Annotated in this window: 16 protein-coding genes; 7 read left to right on the top strand and 9 right to left on the bottom strand. The window is 39.1% G+C overall.

Annotated elements, in window-relative coordinates; genetic code table 11:
* Positions 1-161: 161 nt before the first annotated feature.
* Positions 162-1730 (top strand): serine hydrolase, encoded by a 1569-nt coding sequence (locus KZC02_RS10080; RefSeq protein WP_221393986.1) that lies wholly within the window; start codon positions 162-164, stop codon positions 1728-1730.
* Positions 1731-1737: 7 nt separating this feature from the next.
* On the opposite strand, the gene KZC02_RS10085 is transcribed toward KZC02_RS10080, so the two are convergent.
* Positions 1738-2307 carry an RNA polymerase sigma factor gene (locus KZC02_RS10085; protein ID WP_221393987.1) on the bottom strand — a complete coding sequence of 190 codons (570 nt, stop codon included), beginning with the start codon at positions 2305-2307 and terminating at the stop codon, positions 1738-1740.
* 262 nt (positions 2308-2569) lie between these two features.
* Between KZC02_RS10085 and KZC02_RS10090 the strand changes: the two genes are divergently transcribed.
* The gene (locus KZC02_RS10090) at positions 2570-3880 is read left to right on the top strand and encodes a hypothetical protein (RefSeq protein ID WP_229254138.1); all 1311 of its coding nucleotides are present in this window, start codon (positions 2570-2572) and stop codon (positions 3878-3880) included.
* A gap of 50 nt (positions 3881-3930) precedes the next feature.
* Positions 3931-4401, top strand: a complete 471-nt coding sequence (locus KZC02_RS10095; protein WP_221393989.1) for a GNAT family N-acetyltransferase — start codon at positions 3931-3933, stop codon at positions 4399-4401.
* Positions 4402-4465: 64 nt separating this feature from the next.
* Here the strand turns inward: KZC02_RS10095 and KZC02_RS10100 are convergent, their stop codons facing one another.
* From KZC02_RS10100 to KZC02_RS10120, 5 genes are all read right to left on the bottom strand, one after another.
* Positions 4466-5677, bottom strand: coding sequence for a hypothetical protein (locus KZC02_RS10100; RefSeq protein ID WP_221393990.1), 1212 nt, complete (start codon positions 5675-5677; stop codon positions 4466-4468).
* 200 nt (positions 5678-5877) lie between these two features.
* On the bottom strand, positions 5878-6165 hold the full coding sequence (locus tag KZC02_RS10105; RefSeq protein ID WP_221393991.1) for a hypothetical protein: 288 nt from the start codon (positions 6163-6165) through the stop codon (positions 5878-5880).
* A gap of 243 nt (positions 6166-6408) precedes the next feature.
* On the bottom strand, positions 6409-7902 hold the full coding sequence (locus KZC02_RS10110; RefSeq protein ID WP_221393992.1) for a capsule assembly Wzi family protein: 1494 nt from the start codon (positions 7900-7902) through the stop codon (positions 6409-6411).
* Positions 7903-8745: 843 nt separating this feature from the next.
* On the bottom strand, positions 8746-11193 hold the full coding sequence (locus KZC02_RS10115; RefSeq protein WP_221393993.1) for an outer membrane beta-barrel family protein: 2448 nt from the start codon (positions 11191-11193) through the stop codon (positions 8746-8748).
* A gap of 285 nt (positions 11194-11478) precedes the next feature.
* Positions 11479-11829 (bottom strand): DUF6249 domain-containing protein, encoded by a 351-nt coding sequence (locus KZC02_RS10120; RefSeq protein WP_221393994.1) that lies wholly within the window; start codon positions 11827-11829, stop codon positions 11479-11481.
* A 228-nt stretch (positions 11830-12057) separates the two neighbouring features.
* Between KZC02_RS10120 and KZC02_RS10125 the strand changes: the two genes are divergently transcribed.
* From KZC02_RS10125 to KZC02_RS10140, 4 genes are all read left to right on the top strand, one after another.
* Positions 12058-12603 (top strand): RNA polymerase sigma factor, encoded by a 546-nt coding sequence (locus KZC02_RS10125; RefSeq protein ID WP_221393995.1) that lies wholly within the window; start codon positions 12058-12060, stop codon positions 12601-12603.
* A 60-nt stretch (positions 12604-12663) separates the two neighbouring features.
* The gene (locus KZC02_RS10130) at positions 12664-13170 is read left to right on the top strand and encodes a hypothetical protein (protein WP_221393996.1); all 507 of its coding nucleotides are present in this window, start codon (positions 12664-12666) and stop codon (positions 13168-13170) included.
* 206 nt (positions 13171-13376) lie between these two features.
* Entirely contained in the window at positions 13377-13970 is a 594-nt protein-coding gene (locus tag KZC02_RS10135; RefSeq protein WP_221393997.1) for a DUF4833 domain-containing protein, read from the top strand.
* Between the two features lie 55 nt (positions 13971-14025).
* Complete coding sequence (locus KZC02_RS10140; RefSeq protein WP_221393998.1) at positions 14026-14307, top strand: hypothetical protein; 282 nt, start codon at positions 14026-14028, stop codon at positions 14305-14307.
* A gap of 131 nt (positions 14308-14438) precedes the next feature.
* Here the strand turns inward: KZC02_RS10140 and KZC02_RS10145 are convergent, their stop codons facing one another.
* The 3 genes from KZC02_RS10145 to KZC02_RS10155 all read right to left on the bottom strand — a co-directional run bounded on the left by KZC02_RS10145 (position 14439) and on the right by KZC02_RS10155 (position 21745).
* A complete protein-coding gene (locus KZC02_RS10145; RefSeq protein WP_221393999.1) occupies positions 14439-16814 on the bottom strand; it encodes an ABC transporter permease in 2376 nt (791 codons plus the stop codon).
* 51 nt (positions 16815-16865) lie between these two features.
* A complete protein-coding gene (locus KZC02_RS10150; protein WP_221394000.1) occupies positions 16866-19217 on the bottom strand; it encodes an ABC transporter permease in 2352 nt (783 codons plus the stop codon).
* Between the two features lie 125 nt (positions 19218-19342).
* Complete coding sequence (locus tag KZC02_RS10155; protein ID WP_221394001.1) at positions 19343-21745, bottom strand: ABC transporter permease; 2403 nt, start codon at positions 21743-21745, stop codon at positions 19343-19345.
* Positions 21746-21769 lie beyond the last annotated feature (24 nt).

Below are 21769 nucleotides of genomic sequence, written 5' to 3' on the forward strand. Positions count from 1 at the left end.
CTGATTAAAAAACCAGTCAAAAGGTTGGAACTACTTCAAAAAACATTCGTGAATATAAACTTCTGATAATGATTTGATTTTTTTACATTGCAATAGCAGGTCATTTTTTAATGATCGTAAACAAATGCTGTTCAATATTGAATGTAAACAAAATACCTCCAATGAGAAAATTCTTCCGGATTCTGATTGTTTTTACCTTCCTGATCCGCTCAGGCATCACAGCTGCACAACCTATTTCATCCGCACAGATTGATCAGCTTGTGGAAAGAACACTGACTACTTTCGACGTCCCCGGTATTGCAGTTGCGGTTGTAAAAGACGGGAAAGTGATTCACTCAAAAGGTTATGGTGTTCGCTCGCTGATTACCAGGCAAAAAGTAGATGAAAATACTTTATTCGGTATTGCGTCCAACAGCAAAGCGTTTACAGCTGCGGCGCTGGGGATTTTGAATGACGAAGGCAAACTGAAATGGGACGATAAAGTGATCGACTATATCCCGGAGTTCAGGATGTATAATGCTTATGTTACCGAAGAGTTCACGATCAGGGATTTGCTGACACATCGCAGCGGGCTGGGTTTGGGAGCAGGAGATTTGATGTTCTGGCCCGATTCATCCGACTTTACTATGAAGGATATTATTTACAACCTCCGGTATCTGAAGCCAGTTTCCGGATTTCGGACCAAATATGATTATGACAATCTGTTGTATATGGTGGCAGGTGAAGTCGTACAAAGGGTAAGCGGAAAAAGCTGGGAAGAATTTGTTGAAGAACGGCTGATGCTGCCTTTACAAATGAATAACAGTGCAGGCTCATGGCTTCGGGTAAAGGATAAATCCAATGCAATAGAAGCGCACGCTGCTGTTAATGGCAAGGTACAAGTTATTCCCCGTGATATTTTCAGGTTCGGCAATTCGGCAGGTGGGATCAATTCCAGTGTTGCCGATATGAGCAAGTGGATAATTATGCAAATGAATGGTGGCAAATATGGCACTGACATGAGCAAGCAGCTTTTCAGTAAAAAGGTACACAATGAAATGTGGTCGCCACAAACCATTATTCCTGCCAACACTTCTCAACCATACCAAACACATTTCAGCGCTTACGGACTTGGCTGGTTTCTGAGTGATGTGAAAGGTTACAAGCAGGTTACGCATACAGGAGGCCTGGCCGGAATGGTGACACAAGTAACCATGTTGCCTGAGCTTCAGCTGGGTATTATTGTATTTACCAATCAGCAATCAGGTTCGGCTTTTTCGTCAATTACCAACACGATTAAAAATAGTTATCTGGGAATTCCGGCTACTGACCTTGTCAAAGTTTACAGTGACAGAGCAAAATCGGAATTGGCCGAAGCAGATTCTATAACCAGTAATATCTGGAAAGACATTGCTGCTGAACAGCAAAAGAATACTTCAAAAGTAAATTATAAAGCTTTCGCAGGAACGTATCACGACAATTGGTTTGGTGATATTGAGCTTAGTGAGAAAAATGGGAAATTCAGGTTTGATTCAAAACGTGCACCTAAACTAAGTGGGGAAGTGTTCTTTTATAAAAACAATACTTTTATTGTAAAATGGGATCGCAGGAGTTTTGATGCTGATGCTTATTTGTATTTTCAAACGGATAAAGACGGAAAACCAGCTGCAATCAAAATGGAAGCAATTTCCCCGCTCACTGATTTTAGCTTTGACTTTCACGACCTGGATTTAAAACGCATTGAGAAATGAGCTGTCGTCATCCAGCCATCCGCAACTGTGGCGAAACATCAAATATATTTCTTAATTCCTGAAGAGATTTACGAATGCGTGATTTGACGGTACCAAGTGGAAGGCTTAGTTTTTCAGATACTTCTTCGTGTGTATAACCCTGGAAATAAACCATTTCTATCAATAATTTTTTCTCCGGAAGCAGTTTCTCAACAATTGTGCGTAAATCAATGGTCGCCGGTAAAGGAATAAATATTGACGAAGTTCCAAGATCATTTTCGCTTACGTAATCCAGGTTTAGAATATTTTTAGTTTTGACATCTGTCCGGAGCTTATCAATAGCTGTATTACGCGCTACATTCAGAATCCAGGTAAATAATGAACCCTTATCTGAATTATAACTGTTCATATTTTTCCAGATTTTCAAAAAAGCATCCTGCATAACATCCGCTGCTTTATCTTCGTCCTTTACAATTTTCATGATTATCCCATATAATGCAGGAGAGTATCGGTCATAAAGAAGCTCAAATGCCTCACGGTTATTTCCTTTTAACCTTAAAACCAACTCAGTTTCAGTGAGAGAGGATTTATTATTCATGATAGAATTAAGTTTACGGGTATATGTAAAGTTCGATAGCTAAGATCTTATAAGATAGTTAGATCGCATATACGAATATCGTTCCAACTCCTATTACTTTATGAAATATGCTTTGAATTGGGTACAATTTGTACAGCCAATAAAATTGTGATACAATCTGAACTATTTATTCCCCAATTTTGAGTAATTAAATGCATAAAAGGGTAAATATGTGGATTTTGATGTAGAAGCATTATCATTTTACTACGAACAAAATATTACGATGAAAAACTTTATACTGCTATTGATCAGTATCCTATTGATCCGCTGTAACACAAAAGAACAGGACAGGACTGAAACAGAGAAAATTAACTTGCTATCTGAAAACTACATCAAGACCGGATTGAAAGCCGGGCTATACGATCCTGACTTTGTAGATGCGTATTATGGGCCTGATTCCTTAAAACCGGATACTTCAAAACTGTCCGTATTCCCCAAAGACAGTTTATTAAAAGAGTGTGAAAACCTGACAATTTCACTGAAAAAAATCATTTCCACCACAAAAAATGATTCTCTTCGTGTAAGAGCGGTTTGGTTATCGCACCAACTGACTGCTTTTAAGCGGCGTATCAAAATTTTTTCAGGAGAAACCGCATCTTTTGATCAGGAATCGAAAGAATTGTTTGATGCCGTTGCTCCTTCCTATTCAGAACAGCATTTTAAATCTCTTTTATCCCAATTGGATAACACGTTACCAGCCGGAAAAACAATCCCTGACAGATTTCAGAAACTTGCCGGTCATTTTTTAATACCCAAAGAAAAAATTGATACTGTTTTCAAAACAGCCATTGCGGAGGCCAGGAAACGGACTTTACTGCATTACGACCTGCCCAAGGAAGAATCTTTCAGGATGGAGTATGTAACAGACAAACCGTGGTCGGGCTACAACTGGTATCAGGGAAAATACAAAAGCATTATCCAGATTAATATCAGTCAGCCAATTTTTATTGAAAGAGCAATTGATCTTGCCTGTCATGAAGGCTATCCGGGCCACCATGTATATAATGTATTGCTTGAGAAAAATCTGTATCACGACAAAGGCTATACGGAAATTGCACTGTATCCTTTGTTTAGCCCGCAATCTTTAATTGCCGAAGGAAGCGCTAATTATGGAATTTCTGTTGCTTTTCCGGGAGACCAACAAAAGCTTTTTTGCAGACAGGTATTGTTGCCAATTGCGGGAATAGATACAACAGGTACCGACAAATATTTTAAGGCTTTACAGTTAAAATCACAGCTTAATTATGCCCGGAATGAAGTAGCAAGAGGATTGATAAACGGAACCATGAAAGACCAGGAAGCAATACGCTGGCTATCAGACTATTGCCTGCTGACCAGTAAAGGAGCTACGGATTATTTAAGATTTATAAAAAAATACCGGAGTTATGTGATCAATTACAACTATGGGCAGGATCTGGTCAAAAACTATATTGAGTGGCAGGGTGGCACCAATGATAAGCCCGGTAAAAGATGGCAATTATTTAAAGAATTATTAAGCAAAGAAATGACGGCCAGCGATTTAATTAAGAAGTAAATAGCGAACCACGCCTAAAAACAGATTAACCTATATTTAAAACAAACCCAATGATTAGAATTATAAAAGCAGCAACTCCGGAGGAATACCACGCGGGGGCTGTTCTGTTCAAAGAATATGCAGAATCCCTTGATTTTACACTTTCCTTTCAAAGCTTTGAAGACGAGCTTACCATACTGCCGAAAATGTACGGGCAGGCAACCGGGGCACTTTTGCTTGCTGAAAGTGAAGGAGAATTTATAGGCGCAGTGGGTTTGAGACAAATTGAAAATGAAAGTACATGTGAAGTAAAACGGATGTATATCAAACCGGGATATCAGGGCAAAGGAATTGGGAAAGCATTACTGACTAGCCTTATTGATGTTGCGAAAGAAATGGAATATAAAACAATAAAGCTGGATACACTGGGACCGAAAATGCCGGCCGCCGTAGGACTATATAAATCTTTCGGTTTTAAAGAAACGACTCCTTATAATTACAATCCTTATGAAGGTGTGTTGTATTTTGAAAGGGAACTATAAATAAAAACAGCTAAACTTTCCAGCTCTTAAAGACCTGGAAAGTTTAGCTTCATATTGAGTAAAATTAATGACTTTCATTGGACTCAATGCCCAGAATACTCAAACGATAAGGTGTGGAAGAAACTTTGATTCTATTTACTTTGGAAAAATCAGCGATGCTTATCTGTAATAATTCTCCGGTTTTAGGCTGGGTTATATACAAATATTTTGAGGTTGCTTCCAACTGAGGCTTTTGTGTTTCATCCTTAGAAGTCACAGACACCACTGAACCGCTTTTTTTCAACGTATTTGTTACCAGGTCATAGATTTTCACTTCTCCACTGTGCAAAAAAGCGATCAGATTATTTCCGGCATAATCTATTTTTACCTGAATAAGGTCAGCGCTTTCGATAATTGGGATCACTTTGCTATTGGTTACATCAATGATATAAGCACCCACTGCCGCAGAATAGCCAATAAATTTACCCGCTCCTTTCGCTTCTAAAATAGAACTGAACCAGGCTGTTCCAAAAGTTTCCGGATGAGGGATCAAACGCTGCGCACCTGTTGGTTCCACCACTAGTATTCCGCTGGAAGACCCGAAAAGAGAAACCGCACCATTACTTGCATTACCATGAATTCCTTTGGTTTCAACGGTTGAAGCAAATAGTGTTTTTCCTGTCACATCAATAATCCTGACCGTTTCCGGCAAAGATCCTGCAAGCGACGGATTTTTTTCAGTAATAGCATAAGTGCCGTTATCGAATTTTGTCATTGCTCCATGATGGGCTGCATTTCCAGTTTGGATGGTCGTCATTTTTGCACCATTTACATGGAAATCTGTTTCTTTGGCAATACTTAAAGTGCCGTCTCCGTCATTGAATGTAATAATCTCATCTCCTTTACTTTTAAAATGAGTAGGCCTGTTACCATCCCCGGTCAAGGCTCCAAATTTTGGAGTACCTTTCACATCCACATGATCACCGTGACCTTCAAAACCGGTATCAAAAAGCTGGACATAACTATTTGCACTGTTTACCAACGCCCCGAAACGGCCTGCCTGGGTATTGTACACGGCAGATTTCGGATAATTTGCCTCAAATGATTCCACCGAAAGTTTAACCGGGTCGACCAGGGAAATCTGATTGGTCAATTCGTCATTTACCAGTACTCTGATAAATTTGTATTCGGTTTGTTCTTCCACCGGGATCACTTCTTCCTCCTTCTCTTTGTCACAGGAAATCAATGCTGAAACAATTGTAAATACCAGTAATGTTTTGAATAAATTCCTTTTCATACGAATATAGTTATATGCAACAATGATGCAAATATATACTCAACAATTTTATTTATGCAACAATGTTGCGTAAATGTTGAAAAGAAATAAAATGAATCCGTCAAATCCCGGTTTCCAAACAATTTATACAACAAGCAACAGCCAACGAACATGTAAAGATGTCCATAGGCTGTATCGGATCTACGAAATGAAATTATGAATCAGGCAGTAGCGTATTTTAGCAAATTGCGGCTTTCTTTTTTTACGAAGGTGATGGGTACAAACTCGTCGTTGGGCGCTCCAATATAGTATACAGTCCATTCCGGATCATGATGTGAGAGCATCTCGCTGATACAGTCGGCACGGTGAGCAACAGGATTTGTGCAGTCTTCCCAATAAAAAAGTTCGACCCGGTAATACAGCTGTTGTTTCAAACCATTAATGATTACCTGAACTTCGATGTCCTGCTTGCCTGGCAAGTTTGGAATCGGGATAGCGATATGGCTCATGTTATTGAGGTTTGGAGAAAAAGGTCAAATTGAATTGATTTAAGTATTATCGGTGGTGGTTTACAGTACTTTTTCATTTTCACTGCAGGCCCAACGCGTTATTTACCCTGCAACAAATTTGTGCCAGTAATCAATGATGTGCGTATACCTGATTAACTAACTATAAATCAGACCAATAGAATACATATAAAGTAATAAAAAATGTCCGTATATGAACAGTTTTGTCCGGCTGTGAACATCACTTTACCAGCTCTTTTTAACACCCAGATAACCTCCGTAAGAATCATTAAAAAGTTTTCCTTTATCCATTGACAATTTTGCAATGAGAGTCGTATTATACCAGTTTTTCACAGAAAGCTGCGCTGATAAAAGAGAAGAAAACTGACCACGCGATGGAGAAAAACTATCGCCTGGCATACCGAAATTCTGACTGTAAGAAGTTCGCAAAGTAAGCAGCAAAGATTCATGATATTTCCCCTGTGCACCCAAATAAAACATATTAATGCGATTATTAGGAAAAAAACGTGGCGCCAGATGTTTCGACTGATCAAGGTCTTTTCCGGGTGTAATGAACGGAGTACCAATTGTAGCACCCTGATATGAATAACCTTCGGTATACTGGCTGTGATTGAAGTAATTATCCGCGCCCTGATATATACTGCCAGGAATGTAAAACTGAGTACCGGACTGATTTGTTGTCGTTAAAAATTCCAGTGTCAGGCGTGTAAGTTTAAAACTGTGATTTGAATTTGAATGTAATTGCCAATTGGCTCCCCATAACCCATCCGGAGCATTTTTAAACAGCAGGCTGGATACGTCTTCATAAGCATGCTGATAATACAGAAGCAGCTTATCTCCATTTATTTTTGTTTCAAGAGCTGCATCATAACTTCCCACATGGTTACCGATCCGGTAACTATCAAAAGAAGTATAACCAGCCTTTTTAAACCAATTCTTAGGTGTGTAACCCAATACAACATACGGAAACAGATTCCATTCATTTGGTAGTTGTCCGTTTATAGCCAGGTCAGGATTTCGTCGCAGATAATCGGAATGGCCTGCCCATGTTACCTGGTGATTAACTCCAAAATAAAATTTCGTTTTGGAAACAGGCTTGCCAAAACGAAAATACAGATATTTCTGATGCAACCGGGCTCCATAAATATAAGGCGGTGTATTGATCCAGCCGTGTGCAAAACCGGCATTAATAGCAAGAAACTTATGGAAAGCAACGGGGACGTATCCTACCGTGGAAATCTGAATTTTAGGAATTGGAAGTGCATTTCCGGAAACCGCGTAAAAGCCCGAAGATAATGTAGAATCTCCCAGACCCATCACATCACGTTTTCTTCCGGCATAAAATTCAATATTTTTAAATCTGATCTTTACGTGTGCTTCCGGTATAACAATCCGGCTTTTATTTTCTTTATCGTAAGTTACCACCGGATTGACCACGAAACCCCAGTCGAACTTACGTTTTACTTTCGAGATACTATCCGGTTTTTTATAATCCCTGTATAAATTCAACTGAATAATCCCAAATGGAGAATGGCCGGGAATGATGCCATACTGATTAGTACGAATCCAGAAAGGTGTATCGGAATCTGGTGAAACAACGGCACCTGCCTCTAGGTCAACGTGCGGGAGGAAATCTGAAATCCGGGATTGTCCAAAGCAGTGGCTTTCAAAAATAAGTACGCCAAGAAAAATTAAAATAGAGATCCTGAATAAATTCATGGATGTTTAGAGTCGAAAGATATTCATCAAATATAATACCTCCTGACTAAATAAAGCGATATTCTATTTCTTAACCTTACATAATCTATTAGAAAATATACTATGAACGCAGCAAAACTTTCATACCCAAGTTACTCAAGAGAGACAAACCTACGATGAACAGGCGATAAAAGATGATGTTTAAATCTAATTTCTTTTACAGCAACACGTATTTACTTCTCAAATACTTTGACGGCCACATTAGTATAGCATTTATTGATCTTTCGTTATCCAGCAGATTATGAATAAGTAAGAAAGACTGGAGTAAAAAAATCTGCCAAAAACTTTCCGAAACCGAAAATTTTTTGGCAGAGATGAACACTTGGTGATTAGAAATTTGAAAGCCCGGAATTTATAAGAAATTATTTTTACTTCTTATTTTCTGTTTGAACCCGAAAAACAAAATTTTCTGGTACGCCTGTAAGCGCAGCTATTTTTGGAATCGTAAAGTCGGTATTTAATAGAAGGTTTCTGATAATATCGGCCTTACCTTTTTCAATACCTTCCTGAATACCTTTTTCTTCACCTATTTTTTTCCTTTTTCAACAAATATATCTAATGTGCTCATAATCGTTTCTTTTAACATTAAAGGAAGGGAATTTATTAACTCCGCAATTTGATCTTCAACTAATTTACATCTTTCAAATAAATAAACAACAAAGTTTTTTTGCAAATTTTCCGGTGCTCCTTCTGTTAGGATAAGCAATCTGAGTGCATAATGCCTAAGTAATTTGCACTGAACATCAAAGATCCATTGGAGCCGGCTTAGCTACAACCTGAAAGATCATTGCCGGGAGCCAAACATTAGCTCCCGCTTTGAACATCATCATTTTTGATTTCCCTTTTGTTCTTTTTAATTGCATCTTTTAGTTTTCCAAACTTGTAATTCAAACTAAAATTGAATGACCTGAAATAATCCCGCCGGTCAACATTTTGAGTAAAATCCGGGCCGGAAGTAACACGGTGGTCTCTTCTGAATTTCGTAAACGGATTATTGAATGATGCAGAAAACGACAATTTATCTTTAACCACATCTTTACTAACACTGAACGAAGGGCTGACTCTGGAATTAGATGTCCCCTGCAAATTGACACCCCGGCCATTTGCATTTAAGTTGGCATTGATACGCCATTCCTTTTCAAATTTGTAACCGGTTGAAAAATTAAAATTGTACATTAAACCTTCATTTTTTATCAGAACTCCATTTACCATCCCTTCAACTATTCCGTACGCTGCTCTTGCGTTTAAAGTAAAATTCCATTTTTTCGTGATCGGATAATTCAGGTTCAGATTGGCTTGCGGCAGTTTTGCGCTACCTGTGTTTCCAAATGAGGTTCTCGTAATCTTTGTGGTAGAATCATATACAGAAACCGGAAAAATAAGATCTTTGAAAAGGGTAACACCCAGGCCAAAATTTATTGAAGCCTTTTTAGACAAACTAAACCCTAACTGCATATCGTTTACCAAGGCAGGACGGAGATTAGGATTTCCGGTTCGTTCAAAATTTGGATTTGATTTATCCACAAAAGGATTGAGCTGATAAATACCCGGACGCTGAATTCTTTGTGTATAACCCAGATTTACGCCTGCTTTATTTTTAAACTTTCTGTTTACTGAAACCGAAGGAATGACATTGAAATAATTCTGCTTCACCTTTGAATCCGTTGACACAAAATCTGCATTCATGATTGTCTGTTCAACTCTGAACCCGGCTTTCAGGCCCCAGTTTTTTGCATTATACTGATACGTGTTATAGGCACCGTATACATTTTGCATATTGGTGAATTTGTTGCTAAAAACCGGGTCAAGCTCATATTCGTCTGTTTCAGAATTAAACGTGCGGTATTGAAAATCACTTTTATTATCCCGCATAATGACTTTGATACCTGCTTCAATATTAAATTTCTTTACAGGATATACGTAGTCCACCTGAACAGTTTGTTCCGAAAAATGCTGGTCATTAAACTGACGGTAATCAGGAAGTTCGTAATTGACACGATTGGTTATTGAAAGATTGGTATTCTGATTATTGCCGAATTGAAAATAGCGGTATGAAAAGGTAAGTAATCTGTTTTTATCGGCCTTAAAACCCTTCTGATAATTGATCGCAGCATCCATTCCGTTACCACTTCCATCATTATTATTTGAAAGCTGATAACCTTGTAATATTTCATTTTCTCTGTTCAGCAAAGAATTTTGCCAGCCTGATCCGTTTGATTTATTACCATTCAAATTGAGTTGTCCTGAAATCAGGTTCAGGCTATCCAGCTCATAACTAACTTCATAGCCAATATATCCGCTTTTGCTTTTGGAGATTGTGGTACCGTTTTGAATCAAACTTGTCGGTTCATCACCGAATGTAAACCTGCTGTTGGTGTTGGAAGTCTGAGGCGTATTGTAAATGCTTCCTCCTGCCATACCCGTCATGCCCCATTTACCTGATTTCGCCGACAGTGATCCGCCAACACCTGGCCCTCCTACCGGAAAACGCTCATTTACATTGACCGAACCATTGAATCCATTATCAGCTTTTTTATTGGTAATGATGTTAATAATCCCTGCCAAACCTTCCGCGTCGTATTTGGACGGTGGTGTGGTAATCACTTCAATCCGTTCAATAGAAGACGCCGGCATACTTCTCAGAATCTCTTTATAACTTCTTTCCACCATACTGGATGGCTTTCCATTGATCAGTATTTTGAAATCGGTATTACCTTTCAGCAGAATATTATTGTCGGCATCCAGCGAAAGATATGGCACTTTGCGCATCATGTCCAGTACACTAAAAACCTTACTTTCGGGGTCTGCCTGCAAATCATATGAGATCCGGTCTGGTTCCTGTTTAATGATCTGCCTTGCAGCAACTACTGTAACTTCTTTTAAACCAACCGTTTGCTGACTGATATTTATAATTCCAAGATCAAGTACCTGCCCGTTGGAATTTACCGGATCAGCAGTAATTATTTTATTTTTATACCCAACCCCAACAATGACAACTGAATATTTTACCGGCTTCAATCCTGAAAAATTGAAAGAACCATCTTCCTTACTATAACTTACCTTGACAACTGTATTCTTGTCTGTCATCAAATTCACTGTAATAAAATCCATCTTTTTTTGTGAAACAGAATCTGCGATCATTCCGGTAATCTTGTAATCCGCAGCTGGCATTTGAGCCCATGTCTTTTTGCTAAATGCAAGCAATCCCAACAAAAAGAGAAGCAACTGAGTAATAATAATGGATGTTTTCATTTTCATAAATTTTTGATGGCTAATAGATTTAAAAGGCAAAAGAAATCCTGTCAAGAGCAAATGCTCTTTTAAAAATGCTGATCCGTAAATAATTCTAAATAGTTAGGATACCGCTGGTCTGATTAAATTATTTCATGGCTAATTTTTATTTCTTGACTAAACAAATATATAAAAAGGTACTTTGTTATGCAAGGTACTATGCCAATATTTTATTTAGGAGCAAACAAAATATAATTCGTTAGGTTTTCAGGATTGTTCCGGAAGTATTATTAACTGTATCTGCTGTTATTCTTTCTTTCCCAGTTTTCTCTCAATAATAAAATTCAGGATCAGACTTGTTCCGCCAAAGAGAAAAATCATGGATAACAGCGCAATGCCCATGCTTAGATCTGTGTAAGTATGAGCCACACTTGCCATCAATATTCCTAATGCAATACCCACAAATAACATTCCGAATTTAAGGGTTGGTGAGACTCCGTTATCTTTACTTACAAACAAGGAAGCACCGACATTTTTTTCAATCATGGCCATGCGTTCTTTATAACGCGTCATCAGGAATACATAAAGAATCCCAAAAATTGCCGCAATAGAGGCAACGGAAATAATTATGTGTTTAAAATCATCTAACCCTGACATATATTTTTCGCTTTTTAATGTATTATTATTTTTCACCCATTTGACATCAGAACTGGAAAACAGGTTACAGATTTGGCAGAAAAATTTAAAAAAAAATAAAAATGCGGAAAATTTGTAACCAGCTTAACCAAAAACATGTCTAAGCAAAAAAGCTGAAATGACTAAACCAGTCTACTCTTCATATTCGCCAAAAACTATAAGCTAACTGCGATAAGCTATTCAAAGCCAATGAAACAAACCGAAGACTACGTCTACATCCATAATATCAGGAATGGAGATCCATCTTCTTTTTCATATTTGGTAAACCGGTATAAGGATATGGCTTATACGATTGCTTTAAAAATCCTTCGTAACCAGGAAGATGCGGAGGATGCCGCACAGGAAAGTTTTGTGAAAGCATACCAGCAACTGCATACATTTGAAGGGAAATCAAAATTTTCAACCTGGCTTTATACTATTGTTTACCGTATATCTGTTTCGAAGCTGCAAAAAAGCAAAGTTCACTCGTTTACAATTGATGGTTTCAATGAGAATTCTTATGATTATGCTATTCCCCAACTAGAACAGATTGAAGCAAAGGAGTATCAGTTTTATATTAAAAGAGCAATTCAGAAATTACCGGATGCCGAAGCATTACTGATTACATTGTTTTACCTGAATGAAAATACAGTCAAAGAAATTGAAGAAATAACAGGGCTAAGTGCTTCGAATATTAAAGTAAAATTATTCAGGGCGAGGAAAATACTTGAAAAGGAATTACGATTTTTGATGTGAAATTGTTGTCAGGAAAATTTGCGATTCCGACGTTGTCCGGAGATAAATTAATTACTGAAAATGGAAGATAGCAAAGAGGATATTTTAAAAAAACTGATTCAGAAAGCCGGGACTGAAACTCCGTCCCAGGATTTTACTGAGTCGGTTATGCTTTTTGTCGGACAAGAAACAATCATTCTGAATACTGAATTAAAAAACTTATTGCAGGAATCAATACTGGAAAAACCGTCGGCTGATTTTATGTCCAAAGTGATGGCCGGAATTCCATGCCGTGAGCAGGTAACAAACCGTAAACTGGCTGTCGAACCAATTATCGGCAGGAATATCTGGTATCTGGTTGCAGCAGTGACCGTAACCTTAATAGCTTTTCTTCTTTTTTGTTATCAGGCAACATCGGGACTTCAAAATACTCCATCACAGACAACTGGTATTGATAAGGCGTTCTTGCTCATTTCTTCCAATATTACTACCATACCATCCTTTTACAGCGCTTCCCTCATAGCTATCAGCAGCCTCCTGCTAATGGATTATTTTTTGAGAAACAAAATTTTAAAAAGGAGCTTTTAAGCCTTCCGGCTTTATTTCAAATTTGTTTCAATTTGATCGACCTTCATGCGAGCAACAAAAATTTTATTCATAAGTGAACTAAAAAACCTGAGTTAATGGTTGAATATCAAGTAGTTTAATTACACCGGAAAACTCTATCCTCGTACATCAGATATCGCTGAAATAGGCTAGCATATTCTTAATTGACAACCATATCAAAAAAAAGTATGTTTCCACAACAGACGATTATACGAATTTTAACAATCGTATTCATTCTCATTACCCCAACAATAGTAGCCGCACAAACTACACTTTACCCAAACGGGCGGGAATTAAATGAGATAAACGGATATCCTGTTCCTTCCGGCAAACCTGATATGCTTTTTTACCTTCAGCGTTCACTCGACCTGAACTCGGTAATATATGAGGCAAAATATACAGATGCCAGGACCGGACAACGAAAGCTGGACACGGACGAGCCAGTTAATATTTACTGGCTGATCCATGATAAAGAGCACAGCATGAAACCACTTTCAAGATTACAAAGACTTGGCTATGGCGTTAGGTCTGAGAGTACTGATGATGAGATTGTGCAATTGAAACTGGTTGCTTACCGCGAAATGGCCATATTATTAAAACCATCGTTAAAGGAAAATAAGTATGACGCGCACGTCTCGCTGGAAGGAAAAGATGTTCTTCTGAAAAAAGTATTTATCAATATTGACGGAGGAACAAAACTGAGCCCTAATGTAACTTTTATCGAAATTACTGGTACCGAAGCCCAAACGGGAAGAAAAATAGTACACCGAATTAAACCTTAATCCGTATTCAGGCATAGCTTTTTTAGGATAGTTTCATACACTTAAACCAGATATTATGAATACTACAACCTTGAAACCACTGATTTCTATTGCAGAAGATACAGAAGCATGCCAGGAAATCTTTGATTTTGTTTCCGAAAAAAACGGAAGCTCATTTAATACAAAACATACCGAGGACGGCGAAGGCTTTGCTATTTTTAATAACGATTTGAAACTCGTACTATATAACAACGGAAAAACATTTTTCGAAGCAGAAGGTGACTCCTGGGAACTTCCGAACCCGTTCAAGTTCGTGGACCTGATCAGGTCACATGGTTATGACATTGATCGCGGTTAAGCTTCAGATCAGACAATTGAATACTTTTTAGAAGTAAAATAAAAAAACCGGAGTACTACCTGTTCAAATTCTGGACAGTAGTACTCCGGTTTTTTATTCCCAAATGAATTCTTCTGGAAAATGCTTATTCGCTAATCACTTTTCAGGCTTTTTATTGGGTTTGTCAGTGCAGCTTTAATACTTTGAAAACTTATCGTTAACAGCGCAATTCCCATTGACAAAAATCCCGCCAGCACAAATACCCACCAGCCGATTTCAATTTTATATGCATAATTCCGCAGCCATTGGTTCATTACGTACCATGCAATTGGCGAGGCTATAATGATTGCAATAAAAACCAGTTTCAGAAAATCTTTCGATAATAATGCCACAATACCGGCTACTGAAGCACCAAGCACTTTTCGGACACCAATTTCTTTTACACGCTGTTCTGCGGTAAATGCGGCAAGGCCAAATAAACCCAGACAAGCAATAAAAATCGCCAGAAGCGCAAAAATGGTCGAAAGTGTTCCGACAACATTTTCACTTCTGTATATATTCTGGTATTCATTGTCCACAAAGGAATAGGAAAAAGGAAATTTCGGATTGAATTTCTGATAAAGCGCTTCCATACTTGCCAATGCCTGTTTCGTTTGCCCGGGCTGGGTTCTGATCAGGATATTTCCATAATATCCGTCCGCTTTGCGGATAATTAACGGCCTTATCGGTTCGTGCAGCGAGTTAAAATGAAAATCTTCAATCAATCCTATGATCTTTCCCGGTTTATTCCAAAAAGTAAGTGGCTGACCAACAGGATCTTTGTAGCCAATTCTTTTTGCAGCAGCCTCGTTAATGAGATAATTGGTAGAATCGGTGCCAAAATCCGGTGAAAAATCACGGCCTCCAATAAATTTAATTTTCATTGTTTTACCATAATCGTAACCCACTGCCGTATTGTTAAACGAAATGGCTGCATTAGGATCTTTGCCTGTCCAGGATACACCTTCTGTGGTACTGCCATTACCCAAAGGATTAGCATACGAATGTGTAACCGACTGAATACCGCTCATTTGTAATAATTCCTGCTTGAATACAGGATATTTTTGAGGTAATTCTCCTTCCGAAGCAATGAGGAGCAGATTCTCCCGGTCGTAGCCAAGATTTTTATTCTGTACATAACGGAGCTGCTGGTAAACCACTACAGTACCTACAATCAGCAGCATGGACATTACAAACTGGAAAACAACCAGTCCACGCCGGAATAAGTGGGTGCCAGAATTTAACCTGGATGTTGCCACACTTCCTTTCAAAACATTTAACGGATTAAGAGCCGCAAGAAAAAGAGCCGGGTAACTTCCTGATAAAATGCCGGTTATTATCAGCAAACCCAATATAATTGCCCAAAAAGTAGGTTGCCCGAACGGCAAATAAAGTTGTTTGTCAGTTAATTGATTAAAGACCGGCAGAAGGAACAGCACCAAAACAAAGGCAAGCACCAATGCAATGAAAGTAAGCAAAATAGCTTCGCTCATAAACTGTCCGATCAGAGACGCCTGTCCGGCACCTACCACTTTTCTGACACCTACCTCTTTTGCACGTTTTGCTGATCGTGCAGTAGCCAGGTTCATAAAATTAATTACTGCGATCAATAACAAAAAGCCAGCTACAATGGCCAGTAATTGTACATAATCAATTCGTCCGCCATTTCTGAAACCATCTTTGAAACTGGAATAAAGATATGCCTCAGTTTCGGGCTGTAAAAAAAGATTGATGAAAAAAGTTTTACTAAAATCTGTATTACGGCCTTTCAGAAACCATTTTAATTTGGCATTAAACTGATCCGGATTTGCATCGGAGCGAAGTAGCAACCGGGTTTTTGGCCCTGCATTGGTCCAATCTTTCGCCCAGGGCTGTTTGTACAGAAAATATTGCCAGCTGAGCAGAAACTCGTATTTATCCAGTGAATTGGCAGGAAGGTTTTCAAAAACGGCAGTTACCTGAAAATCATTGTAATTATCAAACCTGACCGATTTCCCCAATGCCTTTTGCGGATTACCAAAGTAAGTTTCAGCCAGTTTTTTCGAAATGGCAATACCATTTGGAGTACTGAGGGCCGTTGCAGTTGTACCCGCCAAAAGCGGAATACTGTAAATATTAAACCAGTCGGCACCGGCATAACACCCGCCCTGCCTTGCAGATTTATTACCAGCACTTATCAAATGGCTTTCATTCCAGGAAAACCCTGCTGCATACGTTACTTCGGGAAACTGTCTTTTAATTTCATCGGCTAAAATACCCGGTGTATCGTCATCTGCTACAACTTTACCGTCGGTATATTCCCGTTCCATGATCCGGTAAATATGGGCTGCATTATCGTACTGCCACCCAATACTCAGCTCATCTTTTATCCAAAGAAAAATAAACAATGCCGAAGCCATGCCCAAAGCAAGCCCCAGAATGTTAATCGCAGAAAAGGCTTTGCTATGAACCAGATTTCGCCAGGCGATTTTGAAATAATTTTTTAACATGGATTTTGGTTTTTTTGGGCAGGGTTTTGGGGTTTGGGGCAAGCCCTGCCCCTACTCGGTTTTTAACGATTTCACAGGATCTAACAAAGCTGCTTTGATACTTTGATAACTGATCGTAAGACCGGCAATGAGGAACGTCACAACGATTGAAACCACAAAAATCCCGGGTCCGATATTGATATGGTAAGCAAATTCCTGCAACCATTTATCCATAGCAAACCACGCCAAAGGTGCTGCCACAACGAAAGCAACGACAATAAGCCAGATAAACTGTCTAAAAAAAAGCACAACAATACCGGGAATGGAAGCACCCAAAACTTTCCGGATTCCAATTTCTTTGGTTTTTTGTACGGCCATTAATGAAACCAATCCATACAATCCCAAACAGCCGATCACGATGGCAATGGCCGAAAAGATTTTGAATGCATTGTACATTTTGCTTTCCTGCAAATACAATTTTGCAATGTGCTCCTCTACAAACTCATACGTAAATAAAGATTCAGAATATAATCCAGACCAGTCTTTATTGATTGAAGCGAGTGTATTACGCATATTTTCCGGGCGGAGTTTTACACTTGCCTGCCAGAATAAATCCGGATTGTAAGCCAAAATACAAGCCCTTATTTTGCCGTGTTTTGATTCACTCTGAAAATCGTGTACCACGCCTTTAATTATTACAGGACCATTTCCAATCAATATTCTTTTCCCGACTGCTTTTTCCGGATCCTGTATTCCCAGCCGTCTGATCAGGGTTTCATTCACAACTACACTTGGAACAGAATCCTTCCTGACAATTATGGTAACAGGCTCACCCGAAAGAAGTTGCAGCTTATACATGGGAATATAATTTTCATCCACAAACTTCAATTCCGTTACATCTGTTTCGGTCATTCCTGATTCGGGTGAGGAGAACGGAGCAAAATTAGAATTATAGACAGGTCCGCCGGAAGCAAAACTTACATGCTCAACTCCCGGATTATCAATCAATTTCTGGCTTAAAACTTCCCTTTTATCACCGGTTGGAAAAGTTACCACAGCATCTTTTTCAAAACCCATATCCTGATTCAAAAAGTAATCCATCTGACTGCCTACTATGACTGTTCCCACAATCAGTATCTGGGTAATAGCAAACTGTACGACAACCAAACCTTTCCGAAAAAATGAATTACCTCCTGATTGATCTGAAACACCTGATTTCAACGCTTTTATTGGCTGAAATCCCGATTGGATCAAAGCCGGGTACAAGCCGGCAATCAGGATGGTTGTAAGGGTAATACCTGCAATGGCAATTATTACTTCTGAATTTAAGAGCTGGGAATGCTCAATTCTGATATTTAATAATGATTTGGTCAAAGGAAGAAAAAACCAGACCGCCACCAAGGCAAAAACAACCGCAAAACCAACCAGCAAAGTTGTTTCACCCATGACCTGAGCGATCAGTTGTTTGCGATAGGCACCTAATGTTTTACGTATTCCAACTTCTTTCGACCGTCGTAAAGACTGGGCGGTTGCCAGATTTACAAAATTGATACATGCCGTTAAAATGATAAAAATCGCAATTCCTGCCAGTCCATAAATGGTTTGCTTCGATCTTGGCATACTGGTCTGGGTAAGATAGCGCTGATCAAAGTGTATGTCTCTGAGTGGCTGGAGAATCAGTTCCGTGTTTTTGGCAATATCATCACCCCAGTTCTTTTTAATAAATGAAGGCAAACGTGCGGATGCACTTTCACCCGAAAGATTTGCAGGTAATGCTACATAAAGGAAACCACCGGAAATAGACCAAAAGTTAGTTGTTTCAACACTTTTCCGTAGCGTTTCCCACGAAACTAAGAAGTTAAACAGCAAATGCGTATTCGACGGAAGATCCCTGATAATGCCCGTTACGCGCAGATCACTCGTATTATCAAGCTTAATTACTTTACCCATCGCATCGGTATCACCAAAATATTTCTTAGCAATACTTTCTGTCAATACTATTGTATTCGGTTCTTTTAATGCTGTTTTAGGATCGCCCTGAAGCCAGTCAAAATCAAAAATCTTTGGAAAATATTCGTCCGCAAAAGCATAACTTTCTTCATTGTAACGCTCCTCCCCCACTTTTAGCAATCCACTTCGCTGATAGTAATATTGGGAAACTGCTTCGGCTTCCGGAAAATCGTTTCGGAATACAGGTGCAATGGCAAAGGAAACACTTGGGTTATAGTCCAGGCCATGCACGGTTACGCGGTAGGTATGTTCCGCTTTTTTGTGAAAACTATCGTAGCTCAGTTCATTTTGAACAATTAAGAAAATAACAATACACGCTGCCAGGCCAATTGCCAAACCTGCAACATTAATAAATGCATAACTCTTATCCCGGAGTAATGCCCTGAATGCGATTTTGAAATAGTTACGAATCATAAAAAAGGGTTAAGGGTTAAGGGTTAAGGGTTAAAGGTTAAGGGGTTAAACGGTTAAACGGTTAAAAGGTTAACGTACCGGCATAGCCCTTTTAATTCTTAACCTTTTAACCCTTAACCCAATTTCTACTCCGTTTTCAAACTTTTCACCGGATTCATCAGCGCAGCCTTAATTGCCTGGTAGCTCACGGTTATCAAAGTAATGGCCATAGCACCAAAACCTGCGGCTGCAAAAATCCACCACGACATTTCGGTTCGGTACTGGTACTTAAGAAGCCAGTCATTTAGAAAATAATAAGCTATTGGTATTGAAATTAAACATGAGATAACTACCAGCAATACAAAATCGCCGGATAACAAAGCCCACAGATTTGCAACCGAAGCGCCCAGTACCTTACGTATTCCAATTTCTTTAACACGCTGCTCGGCTGTGAAAGAAGCCAGGCCGAATAGTCCGAGGCAGGAAATAAATACAGCCAGAATTGTCAGGAATGAGGCCAGCTTGCCAATCCGTTCTTCAGCTGCAAACTTGGCCGCATATTCTTGGTCAGCAAACCTGTAATCGAATGGAACAGCAGGAATGATTTTCTTGAAAACTGCTTCAATTTTAGGCAAAGCTTCCCTGACCGTTATCGAAGGATCAAGCCTGATATTGATCCAGGTATAGTTGTCTTCCAGAAAAAAAACAGTTGGAACAGTCGCTTCATACGGTGACAATGCAACCATGTCCTTTACTACGCCGAGTATTGTGTAAGTTTTGGGTTTACGGTGGCCTGGCCCCCATACAATACTTTCTCCAACCGGATTTTTTAATCCGATTAATCTGGCAAATGATTCGTTAATAATAAAACCGGCGGAATCTGTTGCGAAAGCATTGCCAAAGTCTCTTCCTGCTTTAAATTGCCATCCGATTGTGTTCCCGTATTCGATGCTTACCGGCAAAGTACCGCAACCGGTCGGACAATCAAATGCACTGCCGTTTCGGGAGAAACCGCCATTCCACATTGTTATTCCCGTTGCAGAACTTCGCGATTGTGCTACTTCTGAAACAACGCCAGTGTTTTTCAGCTCATTACGCAGTAATTCATATTTATCTTTAAAATCAGCTGTTTTCTTTTCAACAAGCAACAAGCTTTCTTTATTATAACCAACCGGGCGATTTTTCGCAAACTGTATCTGTCTGTAAACGAGAAGCGTACCAATAATTAAAGTCACCGAAACAGTAAATTGCAGGACGATTAAGACCTTTCGCGGAATGGCTGCAAACCGTCCCATAGTAATGGTACCTTTCAGGACTTTAACCGGCTGAAACGACGATAAATATATTGCTGGATAACTTCCAGCCAAAAATCCTGTTAAAATGATAAAACCGGATGTCGTTAACCAAAAGTAAAAATTAGTACACGGTATGATTAACTGCTTGCCGGCAATGCCGTTGAACCAGGTTAAAGAAAAGATAACCAGTATAATAGATAAGAGTAAGGACAGAATGACAATTAAAAAAGATTCACTCAAAAATTGTCCGGCCAGTTGTCCGCGTTGTGATCCAATGGCTTTACGGATACCTACTTCTTTGGCACGTTTTATCGAACGTGCAGTAGACAGATTCATAAAATTGATACAAGCCAGGAGTAATACAAAAGCTCCAATGAGGCCAATTAGCCAGACCATTCTCACCGGGCCGGTATCGGACATATAATAACCGCCATACAAATGCCAGCGGCTCATGGGAAGCAGGGCAATCTGAGGCTTTTTCGCAATTTGTTCCTTGCTGCCTGTCAGGTTTTTAATATGGTTTATCTCAATGTCTTTAATGAGCCGGGAAACGTTTCCAAAGTCCTCACCTGGTTTGATCTGAGCATAAATGGATAAAAACCAGTTATCCCATTGCTGTTCCTTTACCCACGGATTTGTTATGGTATAAAGATCGAAGGGTGCAAGAAATTTTATATCATGAAATTCCGAATTGTGGGGTAAATCCTCATAAACACCTGTTACTTTGGCTTCAATATCTTTATTGATCCGGATAGGTTTATCAATAGGATCGGAATCTCCAAACAAAGCCGTTGCAGCAGAAGCTGAAAGCAGGATTGAATGCGGATCTTTCAATCCTGCCCGTGTTCCTTTCAACATATTTAAAGTGAGCATTTCCGGTGCTCCTGCTTCAATAAACTCCCCTTTTCGTGTTAATACAGTTTCACCGGATGTCAGTATATATTCTTCCGGCTGGTATGCCAGCAGAATATGCTCAAAATATTGCCGGTAATTGACTTTCAACTCATTAGCGAGTGGATAAGGAAGAGAGTTATTGGAATATCTTTTCCCGTCTTTCTCTATTCCCTGTTCAGTAACCTGAGCGATACGGCTGTAATTACTGAAAGATTTATTAAAAGACAATTCATCGTAAATCCACAAACCAATAAGCATTGCAACGGCCATTCCCACAGCCAGCCCGCCAATATTTATAGCAGAATAACCCTTGTTTTTTACAAGATTACGTAAGGCGATTTTTAAATAGTTTTTTAACATAGAAAAATTGGGTTAACGGTTAAA

This window comes from Dyadobacter sp. NIV53 (genome assembly GCF_019711195.1).
Classification (GTDB): Bacteria; Bacteroidota; Bacteroidia; order Cytophagales; family Spirosomataceae; genus Dyadobacter.